The organism is Arthrobacter sp. StoSoilB19 (assembly GCF_019977275.1).
Lineage (GTDB): Bacteria > Actinomycetota > Actinomycetes > Actinomycetales > Micrococcaceae > Arthrobacter.
In genome coordinates this window covers 1,138,738-1,151,692 of sequence record NZ_AP024650.1, presented here as the reverse complement: position 1 = coordinate 1,151,692, position 12,955 = coordinate 1,138,738, and the positions used below count along the sequence as shown (strand labels likewise).

Annotated in this window: 13 protein-coding genes; 4 read left to right on the top strand and 9 right to left on the bottom strand. The window is 65.3% G+C overall.

Annotated features, from left to right (window positions below):
• Positions 1-153 precede the first annotated feature (153 nt).
• The 3 genes from LDO86_RS05310 (at position 154) to LDO86_RS05300 (ending at position 3,254) form a co-directional block, all read left to right on the top strand.
• Positions 154-1,485, top strand: coding sequence for an MFS transporter (locus tag LDO86_RS05310; RefSeq protein WP_018770459.1), 1,332 nt, complete (start codon positions 154-156; stop codon positions 1,483-1,485).
• A 105-nt stretch (positions 1,486-1,590) separates the two neighbouring features.
• Complete coding sequence (locus LDO86_RS05305; protein ID WP_224084354.1) at positions 1,591-2,883, top strand: ArgE/DapE family deacylase; 1,293 nt, start codon at positions 1,591-1,593, stop codon at positions 2,881-2,883.
• Between the two features lie 68 nt (positions 2,884-2,951).
• Positions 2,952-3,254, top strand: a complete 303-nt coding sequence (locus LDO86_RS05300; RefSeq protein ID WP_056393303.1) for a YciI-like protein — start codon at positions 2,952-2,954, stop codon at positions 3,252-3,254.
• Between the two features lie 17 nt (positions 3,255-3,271).
• Here LDO86_RS05300 and LDO86_RS05295 read toward each other — a convergent pair whose 3' ends face one another.
• Positions 3,272-3,772 (bottom strand): SRPBCC family protein, encoded by a 501-nt coding sequence (locus tag LDO86_RS05295; protein WP_224084353.1) that lies wholly within the window; start codon positions 3,770-3,772, stop codon positions 3,272-3,274.
• Positions 3,773-3,937: 165 nt separating this feature from the next.
• Between LDO86_RS05295 and LDO86_RS05290 the strand changes: the two genes are divergently transcribed.
• Positions 3,938-4,513 carry an HNH endonuclease gene (locus tag LDO86_RS05290; RefSeq protein ID WP_224084352.1) on the top strand — a complete coding sequence of 192 codons (576 nt, stop codon included), beginning with the start codon at positions 3,938-3,940 and terminating at the stop codon, positions 4,511-4,513.
• A gap of 17 nt (positions 4,514-4,530) precedes the next feature.
• Here LDO86_RS05290 and LDO86_RS05285 read toward each other — a convergent pair whose 3' ends face one another.
• From LDO86_RS05285 to LDO86_RS05250, 8 genes are all read right to left on the bottom strand, one after another.
• Positions 4,531-5,379 (bottom strand): class I SAM-dependent methyltransferase, encoded by an 849-nt coding sequence (locus tag LDO86_RS05285; protein WP_224084351.1) that lies wholly within the window; start codon positions 5,377-5,379, stop codon positions 4,531-4,533.
• A gap of 38 nt (positions 5,380-5,417) precedes the next feature.
• The gene (locus LDO86_RS05280) at positions 5,418-6,671 is read right to left on the bottom strand and encodes a S8 family serine peptidase (protein WP_224084350.1); all 1,254 of its coding nucleotides are present in this window, start codon (positions 6,669-6,671) and stop codon (positions 5,418-5,420) included.
• A gap of 203 nt (positions 6,672-6,874) precedes the next feature.
• Positions 6,875-8,113, bottom strand: a complete 1,239-nt coding sequence (locus LDO86_RS05275) for a beta-propeller fold lactonase family protein (RefSeq protein ID WP_224084349.1) — start codon at positions 8,111-8,113, stop codon at positions 6,875-6,877.
• A gap of 245 nt (positions 8,114-8,358) precedes the next feature.
• Positions 8,359-8,685: a putative quinol monooxygenase gene (locus tag LDO86_RS05270; protein ID WP_224084348.1), complete on the bottom strand. Its 327-nt coding sequence runs from the start codon at positions 8,683-8,685 to the stop codon at positions 8,359-8,361.
• A 67-nt stretch (positions 8,686-8,752) separates the two neighbouring features.
• Positions 8,753-9,925: a Gfo/Idh/MocA family oxidoreductase gene (locus tag LDO86_RS05265; protein WP_224084347.1), complete on the bottom strand. Its 1,173-nt coding sequence runs from the start codon at positions 9,923-9,925 to the stop codon at positions 8,753-8,755.
• A 65-nt stretch (positions 9,926-9,990) separates the two neighbouring features.
• Positions 9,991-10,812, bottom strand: coding sequence for a sugar phosphate isomerase/epimerase (locus LDO86_RS05260; RefSeq protein WP_224084346.1), 822 nt, complete (start codon positions 10,810-10,812; stop codon positions 9,991-9,993).
• A complete protein-coding gene (locus LDO86_RS05255) occupies positions 10,809-11,963 on the bottom strand; it encodes a Gfo/Idh/MocA family oxidoreductase (protein ID WP_224084345.1) in 1,155 nt (384 codons plus the stop codon). The genes LDO86_RS05260 and LDO86_RS05255 overlap by 4 nt, the downstream gene beginning before the upstream one ends.
• A 5-nt stretch (positions 11,964-11,968) precedes the next feature.
• The gene (locus LDO86_RS05250; protein ID WP_224084344.1) at positions 11,969-12,955 is read right to left on the bottom strand and encodes an ABC transporter permease; all 987 of its coding nucleotides are present in this window, start codon (positions 12,953-12,955) and stop codon (positions 11,969-11,971) included.

Sequence of the window (12,955 nt, the reverse complement as noted above, 5' to 3'; positions counted from 1 at the left end):
AAAGGGGCCGAAAGTGGGTGGGAATTATCATTGTTTAGGGCGTTATCACTCACCTACTCTCGAATAATCACCGCAGCAGTGCAGGCCATCGCCCTTCGCCCGCCGCGGGACCCGAGATGCAAGAACTCAACCCCGCTCGAAAGGGCCCACGCAGTGACCACCTCAAATTCACTTTCCCCCGCCGCAGGTGCTCCTCCGGTGATCTCCGGCAAGGACGCAGGAAAGATTGCCCGTGCCGCCTTCGTCGGGACCGCGCTGGAGTGGTACGACTACTACCTCTTCGGCACGGCTGCGGCGCTGGTCTTCAACCGGCTGTTCTTCACCAATATGGACCCCACCGCGGCGCTGCTGGCCTCCTTTGCCACGTTCGGCGTCGGCTTCGCAGCCCGTCCGATCGGGGCCATGATATTTGGCTACATCGGCGACCGTTACGGACGCCGGCCCGCGCTGCTGATGACCATCGTCATGATCGGCGCGGCCACGGCCTTCATCGGCCTGTTGCCCGATTTCGGCAGCATCGGCCTGGCGGCGCCCATCCTGCTCGCCGTCTTGCGGCTGGTCCAGGGCCTGGCTGTCGGCGGTGAATGGGGCGGTGCGGTAACCATGGCCGTCGAGCATGCCCCCGTTGAAAAGCGGGGCCGGTACGCCGCCTTGGTACAGGTCGGTTCGCCGGTGGCTACGCTGCTGGCCTCGGGCGCCTTCTCGCTCGTCCTCCTATTCCCGTCGGAAGCTTTTGACGCCTGGGGCTGGCGGATTCCATTCCTGCTGGCTTTCCCCATGCTCGGCATCGCGCTCTGGATCCGCCTCAAGGTGGAAGAATCCCCCATCTTCAAGGATCTGCTCGCCCAGGGTGAAACGTCCAAGGTTCCGGCGTTCGAGGTCTTCCGCCACGCCTCCGGCCGCTTGCTCGTGGCCGTACTCGCGGCCCTCCTCGGCGTGGGTGGCTTCTACATGATCACCACCTTCGCGGTGAGCTACGGTTCCAACACCCTGAAGGTGGACCGGAACGTCATGGTCAACGCAACACTGGTTGCCGCCGTGGCCCAGATCGGAGTCACGTTCCTCATGGGCCGGCTCGCAGAGAAGATCGGGCCGGGCAAGGTCACCATGTGGGGCGGTATCGTCAGCGCCGTCGCCGCTTTCCCCCTCTTCGCCATGATTGACACGAAATCCCCACTGCTGATTACGCTGGCAATCACCGTCGGGATCATGCTTATAGCGGTGGCGTACGCCGTCAATGGTGCCCTGCTGACCGAGCTGTTCCCGCCGAAGCTGCGCTACTCCGGTGTGGCCCTGGGCTATAACATCGCAGGTGCCACCAGTGGATTCATGCCCTTGCTGGCCACGGCCATGCTGGGCGTCTCCGGTAACCAGTCGTGGGGTGCGGCCCTGATCCTGGCGATCATCTCCCTGCTCACCGCCGTCGGCGGGTTCTTCGGCGAGCGCCTGCGGGTCCAGGACAAGAAGCTTGTCGCCGGCAGCTAGGGCCGGCCGCAGACAGTAGCCCAAGCTTTACTCTCTTTCGAATGCTCAACCACCAGAACGGGGAGCCGTCCACCGGACGGCTCCCCGTTTCGTTAGGAGACAAAATTGCTCAGTGACGACCAAACACTCCGCATCCTGGAGGCCGTCGACGCCGCCTTCGATGCCCAGCTGACCTTCACCCAGGACCTGGTCAAGCACCCGTCGCTGCGCACCCGGGAGGGCAGCGCCCAGGACCTGATGCATGCGGCCATGGCAGGCCGTGGCCTGGAGATGGACCGGTGGGAGCTGGACGCCGATGACCTGTCCGCCCATGAGGGCTACGGGCCCACAACGGTTTCCTATGCGGGCATGACTAACGTGGTGGGCACGTACCGTCCAGCCTCCGAGCAGGGCCGATCCCTTATCCTTAACGGCCACATCGACGTCGTCCCCGAGGGTCCGTCCGAGTCCTGGTCCCGCTACCCTTGGGACGCCCCCATCATCGACGGATGGATGTATGGCCGCGGCGCCGGAGACATGAAAGCAGGTCTCGCAGCCAACCTCTTCGCCTTCGACGCCGTCCGCGCGGCGGGGTTCGAGCCCGCCGGCCGCATTCACTTCCAGTCCGTCGTCGAGGAGGAATGCACAGGCAACGGCTCCCTGTCCGCCCTGATGCGCGGCTATCGTGCCGACGCCGTCATCATCCCCGAACCAGAAGAAGACATGCTGGTGCGCGCCAACGTCGGCGTGCTCTGGTTCAGGGTCAGGGTCACCGGGAATCCGACCCATCCCCGTGAGATGGGCACCGGCTTCAACGCCATCGACGCAGCGTATACGGCAATCTCTGCGCTGCGGGAGGTCGAAGAGAAGTGGAATGCGGACCGCGGACAGCACCGCTACTTCGAAGACCTGGAGCACCCCATCAACTTCAACTTCGGCGGCATCCAGGGCGGGGACTGGCCCTCCAGCGTCCCGGCCTGGTGCGAGTTCGACGTGCGCGCGGCAATATATCCCGGCATCCCCGCGGAGCAGGCATGGGCTGAACTTCAGGACTGCCTTGCCTCCCTGGGCGGTGGGCCTGCTCCGATCAATGCGGTGGGCGTGAAGACAGGTTTCTTCTCCGAGGGCTATGTGCTGGAGCCCGGGAGTGCAGCGGAGGCCATGCTGGAGCGCACCCATGAGCAGGTGTACGGCAGTGAACTGAAAAGCTTCACCACGCCGGGCTACCTCGACGGCCGGGTCTTCACGCTCTATGCCGATACGCCGGCGCTGGTCTACGGCCCCGTTTCAGAGTCGATCCACGGGTTCGACGAGCGGGTCTCGGTCGAATCCATTCGCCGGATCACCAAGAGCATCGCCCTGTTCATCGCCGGCTGGTGCGGCATCCACGAACAGCCCGGGGTCCATTCGGAGCCCTGAACAGCGCCAGCCATGGGTACGCTACTTCTACAACGAGCGAAACCACTCAACGAAATGGACGGAACCACATGCACGCCGTGCTCGAATACACCTACGAGGACAACTACCTTCAGACCCGCGAACAATACCGTTCAGACCACCTCAAGGCGGGCTGGGAAGCAGTGGAACGCGGCGAGCTTCTGCTGGGCGGGGCCGTTGGTGACGGACCCTTCACCGGGTTGCTGATCTTCACCGGCGAGAACGCACTCGAGGCGGCAAAGGCCTTTGCAGCCGCCGATCCCTACGTCAAAGCTGGCGTCGTGACGTCCTGGACCGCCCGCCCCTGGACAACGGTGCTCGGGAAAGAGGCGGCCGCGCCCGTCCGGCCATGAGGCCTGCAAATCCGGTCCTAGGACCTGACTTCCTCGTGTGACTCGATGGACTCCGCAATCCGCTTGATAGCCGCGAGCGTTGTCGGAATGCCGTCCATGGCCTGCTGGGTGCGGTCGGCGATCTGGGCGTCAGCCACCTCACCGTACTTCTCCTTGAACATGGCTATTCCCTCCGGCAGGAATTCCCACGACTCGCTCAGGACGGTTCCGTCTGCTGCCGGGGTGAGGGTGAAGCCCCAGCGGACGAACCTGCCGCCCACCACCCAGGCGAACTCGCGGCCGCGTTCGGCAGCCACCACCTGCGAGCGGGTCTCCCAGGTCCGGTTCGGGAGCTCGTTATGCCCGGTGAACCAGGCGCCGGGTTGGCCCGCGCTTTCCTGGTCGTCCCACCAGCACGACGTGCAGACCGGGCTCCACTCGCCCGTGCGGGTGATGTCGGAAACCAGGTCGTAGAGGGTCTCGGCTGATGCCTTGACGGTGACAGATTCCTGGTGCTGGAGGATGCTGCTCTCATTCATGGGTCCATCCTTACAGACGGTTACTTCTTCCGACGGCGGCTGCCCCTGATCGGGGAAGTTCAGCAAAAACTCGGTAAAACCTGGGACATCCGCTCCCACCCGGCCTATACGATTTCCTGGACGACCGGGATCGGGGGCTTCCGGCGAACAAAACAGGGGGGATCTATGCCGGAACTCAGCCGCATCTATTGGACCCGGCAGGGGCTTCGCCTGGCGTATTCAGCGGTGATGGTATGGCTCGCTGTCGCGGTGATGTCAGCGCTCATGTCGAAGGCAGCTCCGGCTGCGGGAGCGGGAGCGTCCTCCGCCGCCGGGGTGTTGCGCAGCCTGTTCGACGGCGTCGTCGCCGCAGTCACTGTCCCCGGCGTGGCCGCCGTCGTTCTTGGCATTGCGGCCGCCATCATCACCAGCCGGGACCTACGACGCCGGGATCCCGTGCGGCGCTTCACCCGCCAGCAGCGCCGCGAAGGGATGGCCCGCGCTGGCGGGCTATGCGAGCTGGAAGCCGGGTTTGGGCGTCGCTGCGGCCGCCCGGCCGAGCACGGCGACCACTTTTACCCGTGGTCCAAGGGCGGTTCCACCAGTCTGCAGAACTTCGTGGCAGCCTGCGCCAGGTGCAACCGGGCCAAGCGTGCGCATATTCCGTCTCCGGGCCAGCAGCGGCGGATGGAACGACGACGGCGTGAGTACCTGCCGCCGTCGTCCTCCGTCAGCGTGGGCGAACGGCAGCCGCTGCCCTGAGGCAGTTGGCGTGCGGGCTACGGCCCGCTCTCCGCAGCCTTGGCGAGCGTGAATATGCCATATCGCATCGCACCGGTGCGGTAGGCCAGGATCAGGCGGGGAATGCCCAGAAACGAGTTGCGGTTTCGTGCGCTCAGGGCGAGACGCCGCGTTTCGCGGTCGGTGAGCAGCAACTTCACGAGCCGGCCGGCGCAGATCGGCCAGGTCCGGGCGACGCGGCTGCTGACATCCTCATAGCCGGTGACCGTAAAGCCCGCCGCCCTTGCCATCGCCTCGTACTCCTCGCGCGTGCCCATCGACGGCAGGCGCCCTTCGCGGCAGATCTGCTCCAGCAGGTGGCGGACCTTCCACCCGCTGGCATCGGTCTCGGCGAGCCACGCGCAGATGACGAAGCGGCCGCCGGGTGACAGCACGCGGTGTGCCTCGGCGAAGAACCTGGGTTTATCGACCATGTGCTCGCTCGACTCGATTGCCCAGGCCGCGTCGGCCGAAGCGTCAGCAAGCCCGTTGGCGAGCCAGTCGCGGACCTGGATGTCCACGTCCGGTACGGGATGCGCAGCGGCGTAGCGGGCCTGCTCAGCGGACAGCGTGAAGCCGGTGACCCGGACACCTCGTGTCACTGCGAGCCGCCTCGCTGTGGAGCCGTAACCGCAGCCGATGTCGATGCACGCCTGCCCGGGCAGAAGCCCCAGCCGGTCGCCAACTGTATCAACCAGCGCCTCGACGGCCTCGCCGGGTGTCTCATGGCCGGTCACCCAGAGGCCGTGATGGACATGCTCCCCCCACACCCGGCGATAGATGGGATCGAGCTCGTCGTAGTGATCCGCCACCGCCACGGCGTTCTGGGAAATATCGGGGACGATCACGCCACGACCCTACAACGGGCTCCACGCCGCCGGAAGGGTCAACAACCTAGCGCCCCGACCGCTCTGCAGGCGTTAACCCGGCCATGGGCCCAGTCCTTCCCGATGTCGCCAACCGCGTCGGTGGTGGATTCGACCTTGGCGCGGATGTCCGAGGTGGTGCCGCCGGGGTTGGCACTGCGGGCGAGCGCGGCCACCGCGGCGACAACAGGCGAGGACATCGAGGTGCCGCTGCCGATGTCATACCCCTGGGAACGGTTGTACTCCCTGGCGAGGGTAAACCGGTGGTTGGGGAAGGTGGAGTAAACGCTGACCCCCGGCGCCGCCACGTCCACCCACGTGCCATAGGTGGAGAATGTCGCCTTCGTGTCGTTGTTGTCGGTTGCGCCCACGGCAATGACATTGGCGTACGCGGCCGGGTAATTCATGGAGGTGTTCCCACCGTTGCCGGCCGCAGCAACCAGCACCACACCCGCGTTCCAGGCATTATTGACCGCAGTTTCCAGGGTGGTTGACGCGCCGACCGCCAGGCTCATGTTGATGACCTTCGCGCCGTTCTTGACGGCCCAGTTGATGCCGTTCGCCAGGCCTGAGCTTGATCCCATCCCCGTGTCGCTGAGGATTTTCCCGGCCAGGATGCTGCATCCCGGGCACACGCCGGCCACACCCATGCCGTTGTTGGCGGTGGCGGCAACGATTCCGGCGACGTGGGTTCCATGGCCGTAGTTGTCGTCGTTGCTCCTGGACGTGGTGAAGTTGGTCCGCGCCACGACCTTCGGGTTGATGTCGGGGTTGTCCATCGCGACGCCGGAGTCGAGGACAGCCACCCGGATCCCGGTGCCGGTGGTGACGGTCCAGGCCTCGACGGCGTCCACGTCGGCGTCAGGTTTGCCCGCGGGAACGGTCACCGTACCGGCGGTATTCGTGAACGACTGGCCTGTGTTCTGCAGCGCGTACTGGCTGGGGAAGTAGGTGTCGTCCGAAGCCGGAGTGACCACATAGTCCGGTTCGGCGTACTCCACGGCGGGGTTCCGGCCCAGCGCTTCGACCAGCTGCAGCTCCTTCCCTGCCGGCACGGTGATCAGGTGCGCGCCGGTGCTGCCGACGTCGGGCCCGTCGGTCAGCCCGTGCGATCTAAGGGCGCCCGCGGCGGCGGCATTGTCGCGGAACTTGACCAGGATCTGCCCTCCAGTGATGGCAGGGTCGGCCGCGGCATTGCCGGGGACCACACCGCCCAGAAAGGAGCCAATAACCAGGAGAAGGGCGGCGAAGCTCGCCAGCACAAGCTTTTTCATGGGCTTATCTTCCGCGCGCATGGCCCGGCTGGATAGGGGGAAAGCCCCTTGATATTTTCCCGGCCACCCGGGCTGTGGCCAGCAGGCAGGGCAGGAGGAACGACGGCGGCACTTGCGTCCCGCCGTCGTCCTTCCTTCCTTCCATAACGGGCGTCCGCCCGCAAAGCCTTAGGCGTCTTTTCGACCGACCGTGGCGTGTCCGCTCAGCGGGCCTTCGCCTTGGTCACGGTGATTGTGATGCGGTCCGTGACCGCATGGGGGCTGACCCCGTTGGCGGCCGTGACCCTGAACGTGAACTTGCCGGCCTTGGCCGGGGTTCCGGACAGGACACCCGTGGCGGCGTCCAGGCCCAGGCCTGCAGGCAGTGCACCGGAGGACACATGGAACGTCGGGGCCGGGGCACCCGTGGCGGCGAACGTGTAGCTGTAGGCGCTCCGCGTGTTCGCCTTGGTGGGCGGTGTGGCCGCGGTGAACACCAGGGGTGCTGCGTCCACGGTGATGACCGACACCGTGTTGGACGAGGTGTTGACGACGTAGGCGGCCGACCCGTCCGGGGAGACCGCAACACCGGTCGGATGCGTCCCGACCGTGATGCTGGAGGTCACCGCGCCGGACGCGACGTCGATGACCGACACCGTGTCGGCCGCGGAGTTGGTGACGTAGGCCGCCGACCCGTCCGGGGCAATGGCAACGCTGTCCGGGGCAAACCCGACCGGGATGGTGGAGGTCACCGCGGCCGACGCAACGTCGATGACCGATACGGAGTCGCCCTCGTTGTTGGCGACGTAGGCTTTTGACCCGTCCGGGGTGAACGCCACGCCCGTGGGAGATGACCCGACCGGGATCGTGGAGGTCCACGTGCCCGAGGCGACATCAATGACCGACACCATGTTGGAGTCCTGCCCGTTGGTGACGTAGGCCTTGGACCCGTCCGGGGCGAACGCGACGGCATTCGGAAGCGGCCCCACCGGGATCGTGGAAGCCACCGTGCCCGAGGCCACATCGATGACCGACACCGTGCCTGAACCGCTGCCGCCGCTGGTGACATAGGCCGTCGCCCCGTCGGGGGCAAACGCAACGGCGAACGGAGCCGCCCCGACCGGGATCGCGGAAGCCACCGTGCCCGACGCGACATCGATGACCGACACCATGTCGGAATCCCCGCTGGTGACGTAAACAATCGACCCGTCCGGGGCCACCGCAACACCCAGCGGAGACGGCCCGACCGGGATCGTGGAAGCCACCGTGCCCGACGCGACATCAATGACCGACACCGTGCCGGCTTCCCAGTTGGTGACGTAGGCTTTCGATCCGTCCGGGGTGAACGCGGCGTCCCTGGGGCTTGAGCCGACCGGAATGGTGGAGGTCACCGTGGCCGCAGCGGTTGCCGGGATACTGCCCGCCAGCATGAGGGCCGCCAGGATCGTCCCGATGAGTGCCACACTCCGGCCGCGAAGGCGGGCAGCGGATGAAGGTGAACCCTGGTATCGCCCGGACCCCGTACTCAGTAGCTGCATCACGCTTCCCCCGTTTCGAGAGCAAATCCTGTCCTGGGGCGTTCGTGCAACCCTGACGAAGATCACCTGCTCAAGCCGGAGTCTATAGACCGGGCAACCCCACGGTCACCGTTGGCCGGTACCTGTCTTTTGGGCTGCAACTACCTGTTTCCCTGCGTTTGGAGGGCCGTTTAGTGCCAGGTAAGCGGGGTGATGGCGGTTACGGAGAACGGTTCGGCCAGCAGTGACTGCACCCCTTTCACGAATTCCTTTACATGGTCTTCTTCGTTGTGGGCTGCGAGGTCGTCGCGGCGGGCCCATCCTTCAAAAAGGATGAAGGTACCTGGCCTTTGATCATCGGAGAAGACGGTGTATTCCAGGCATCCGGCGTCTTTTCGGCTCGCGGACTGAAGCCCCAGGAGTGCTTCATGAAGCGCGGCTTCGTGCCCTGCTTTTGCGGTGAACACTGGCATTAGCCAGGCTTGCGCTTCTACTTGGCTGACCGTTGTCTGTCCCAATTTTTACCTCCTGGGGTGCTCCTGTGCCGGCAGGAGGGGCGGCATGGCCGCCGCCCCTCCCGTTGGGTCATGCGTCGATCTGCGGAACCTCGACCCACGCTTCTTTTGCAGCAGACTCGACGATTGCGTCATCGATGAGGGCCACCTGGTAGCCGTCGGCGAAGCTCGGGCTGACGCTGCCGCCTTCCGCAATGGCCTTGAAGAAGTCGTGCGCCTCGATGATCTTCGTTTCGCCGTATCCAATGCCGAGGGCAGGGATGGGCCAGAGTCCTTCGCCGTAGGGGTGTGCGGGCCCGGTGTAGACGGTGCGGAATCCCCGCCGGTCACCCGGGTCGGATGCGAAGCAGACCTGCAGTTCATCCCGCCGCTCGTAGTTGAACACGATGCTTCCTTCGGTCCCGTGGATTTCGAAGGTGATGTAGTTGTTCCGTCCGTGGGCATTGCGTGTAGCTTCCACCGAACCCACAGCGCCGTTGGCGAAGCGGATCATGGTCATGACCTCGTCGTCCACATCAACCGGGCCGCGCGGGCCTTCTCCGCCGCGGACGGTGCCCAGCGCGTCGGCGCCGCCGGTTTGCAGCGGCCGCTCGGGGATCCAGGTGGACAGGAGGGCATTGACGGCGCTGAATTCGCCGACCAGGTAGCGCGCCATGTCAATGACGTGCGTTGCGATGTCGCCGAGGGCGCCGGAACCTGCGATGGATTTCTGGAAGCGCCAGGACAGCGGGGAGTTGGGGTCGGCGCTCCAGTCCTGCAGGTAGGTCCCACGGAAGTTGAGGACTTGCCCGATTGCGCCTTCTTCGATGTATTTCTTCGCCAGCGCTACGGCGGGTGTGCGGCGGTAGTTGAAGGCAACCATGTGGACGATGTTCTTGTCCTTGACCGCGTCGTACATGGCCTTGGATTCTTCGCCCGTACGGGCCAGGGGCTTTTCGCAGATGATGTGCTTGCCGGCTTCGGCCGCGGCAATGGCAATCTCGGCGTGGAGGTGGTTGGGCGTTGCAATGTCCACCACGTGGATGTCCGGATCGTCGATGATGCTGCGCCAGTCCGAGGTGGAGTTCTCGAACCCGAAGCGGCGGGCCGCCTCCGCTGCGAGATCCGGGTTGGCTTCCGCAATGACTTTGCGGACGGGCAGTGCCGGTGCAGGCCAGAAGAACATGGGCATGGCGGCGTAAGCGAGCGAATGGGCCTTGCCCATGAAGCCGCCTCCGATGAGGCCGACGTTGAGGTGCTGCATGTGAATCTTGTTCCTTCCGGAGGGCGGGGCAGCTGCCGGCTGTGGCAGTCCCCTGCGGTTGAGAATTAGTGAGTGAGGAGCTTGTCGAGGTACTTCTTGCTGAGGACTGCTGCTTCCCGGGGGTCGCCGTCGTAGTTGTCGAGCTCAACCATGAGCCAGCTGTCATACCCGCTTTCCCGGATTGCGGCGATGATGTCCGGGAAGTCCAGCTCGCCCTGCCCCAGGGGGAGGAAGTTGAAGGGGTCCTGCTGGAAGTCTTTGAGGTGGACGTGCCGGATACGGTCCGGGTATTTGCGGATGATGGCGGCTGGGTCGGCCCCGCCGGCAGCAAGATGGGCCGTGTCCGGGCAGAAGCCGATCCGGGTGAGCGGCATCAGCCTCTCCAGCTCGTCCGGGCTCTCGACGATGGTGCTCAGGTGCGGGTGGTAGCTTGCCGACAGCCCGAAGCTTTCGGCGATGTCCGTTACCTGGTCCAGCGCGTCGCCGAGCCGGCGGTAGTCTTCGTCGGTGGTGCCGGCCGCGCGGCGTGCCCCGCCTCCTACGACGAGCCGTTCCGCTCCGAAGTTGGCAGCCAGCTCGGCGGCACGCCGGATCCGGTGCAGCTCGTCGGGAAGTATGTCGGCGTAAATGAAGTTCGCCCCGGTATAGACGCTTGTTAGTTCGACTCCGGCAGTACCCAGGATTTCCTTGAGCTCTTCGGGCTTGTCGGCGTATTCGGCCAGGTTGCCGTCGAACATCTCGACGCCCTGGTATCCGACGGATGCGATGTCCTGGACGGCGTCCCGCATGGACCCATGGGTCATGTAGAAGAGGTCCTTCACGCTCGTCACGCCTTGCGGATGGCCGACCACGCCGCCCCAGGTGATGGAACAGTAACCGAGTTTCATTGCTTCTGCCTTTCAGCTGCCGGGGAAGATCTGAGTGATCCGATGAGGTTGTCTGTGTGGGGAACGTCGACCCACCGCTGCTGGGCAGCCGAGGCTACGACCGCCTCGGTAAGGAGTGCTGCGCGTAGTCCGTCGCGGAAGGTGGGCAAGCCAGCGGGTTCCTGACCGTGGACAGCCGCGTAGACGTCTGCGACGAAGGCGTTGAAGCTGTCCTGGTATCCCTGCGGGTGGCCCGGGGGAAGTTTGGCGTACCGCCGGCCGCCCGGGGTGGTGAGTGTTTGCGGGCCGACAGGGATTTCGGAGCGTGAGTCGATGCGGCCCACGTGCAGGGTGTCCGGCTGTTCCTGGTTGAAGCTGAATGATGCTTCGGTTCCGTCGAAAGAGAACCAGAGGCGGTTCTTCCTGCCGGGACTGACCTGGCTGACCACCAGGGACCCTGTGGCGCCCTTGTCCGTCTCGAACAGGAGCGTGGCGCCGTCCTCGGTAGCCACGGAGGACAACTGCCCGCCGGTTTCCCGTTGGTCGTATGCGCGGCTGGTCCTCGCCACGAGCCTGGTGATTCTGTGCCCGGTGGTGAATTCCATGAGGTCGCACCAGTGGACGCCGATGTCACCGAAGGCCCGGGAGGCTCCTCCGATGGTCGAATCCACCCGCCAGTTGGTGGATTCTGCGCCGGCCAGCCAATCCTGCAGGTACGAGCCGTGCAGGAGCCACAGGTTGCCCGCGTCGCCGCGTCCGATGCGGTCGCGGGCCTCGCGGACGGCGGGATAGAACCGGTACACGAAAGGCACCCCGGTGACGACCCCTGCCCGATCGGCGAGATCCGTCAGTTCCAGGGCATCATCCACGCTGGTGGCCAGGGGTTTTTCGCAGATCACTGCTTTTCCTGCCGCAATGCCCTTGCGTGCCAGGTCGGCGTGGGTGGCGTTCGGGGTGCAGATGTGGATGACATCCACGTCTGCTCGTGCGATCAGCGCTTCCGGGGATTCGGCTGCGAAGCGGGCACCGAGCGCGGATGCCGCGGCTTCGGCAGAAGCCTGGGTGCGTCCGGCGACTGCAATGACGTCACCGCCGGCTGCACGTACAGCGTGGGCGTGGACGGAACCCATGAAGCCTGTTCCGATAATTCCGGCGCGTAGTTGGGAAGCCACGGGTGCTACTTCTTCCGGGCCAGGGCGACGGCCAGGATGATGATTGCGCCGCGGACCACCTGCTGCTGGCTGCTGTCCAGGCCGGCCAGGATCAGTCCGTTGTTGATCAGGCCGATCAGAAGGGCGCCAAAGAGCGTTCCGATGATGGAGCCGAATCCGCCGAAGAGGCTGGTACCGCCCAGGATGACGGCGGCGATCGCGGAGAGCTCATCGCCCGATCCCCACTGGAACCGGCCGGACTGGAGGCGGCCGGCGTACAGCATGCCGGCAACGCTGGCCACCATGCCCGAGATGAGGAGCACCTGGAATTTGATGCGCTTGGTGTTGATGCCGGTGAACTCGGCAGCGTTGCGGTTACCACCCGTTGCGAGGACCTGGCGGCCGAACCTGGTGCGGTTCAGGACGACGGCGCCGATGGCGACGAAGATTGCGCTCCAGACCACCAGGCCGGGCACCGGGCCAAAGTCTCCGGACCCGAACAGCGTGTTGAAGGTGTCGTCCAGGATCGGCTGCGGGGCCGAGGCTGTGATCCATTGCGCCACACCGACGGCGATGCCCAGCATGCCCAGTGTCACCAGGAAGGAGGGGATCCCGAGGAGACTGACCAGCGCACCGTTGACGGAGCCCACCACGAGTCCGACGGCGAGGCCCGCGAGGATGCCGGGGACCAGGCCCCATTGTGCCAGGGCCATGGCCGTGCAGACGCTGGAAAGGCCTGCCACGGAGCCCACGCTCAGGTCGATTTCCGCGCACGAGATGACGTACGTCATTCCGACGGCGATGACCGTGATGGTGGCCGTCTGCCGGAAGATGTTGAGGAGGTTCTGCGGGGACAGGAAGCCCTGGTCCCGCAGCAGGACGGCGAAGAAGATAAAGACGACGACGAAGCCGATGTAGATCACGTAGCGGCGCCAGTCCAGCTCTTTCAGCATGGACCCGAAATTGCGGGGTACCGCGGCCTCGCGCGGGGTGATGGTGTTTGCGTTGCTCAC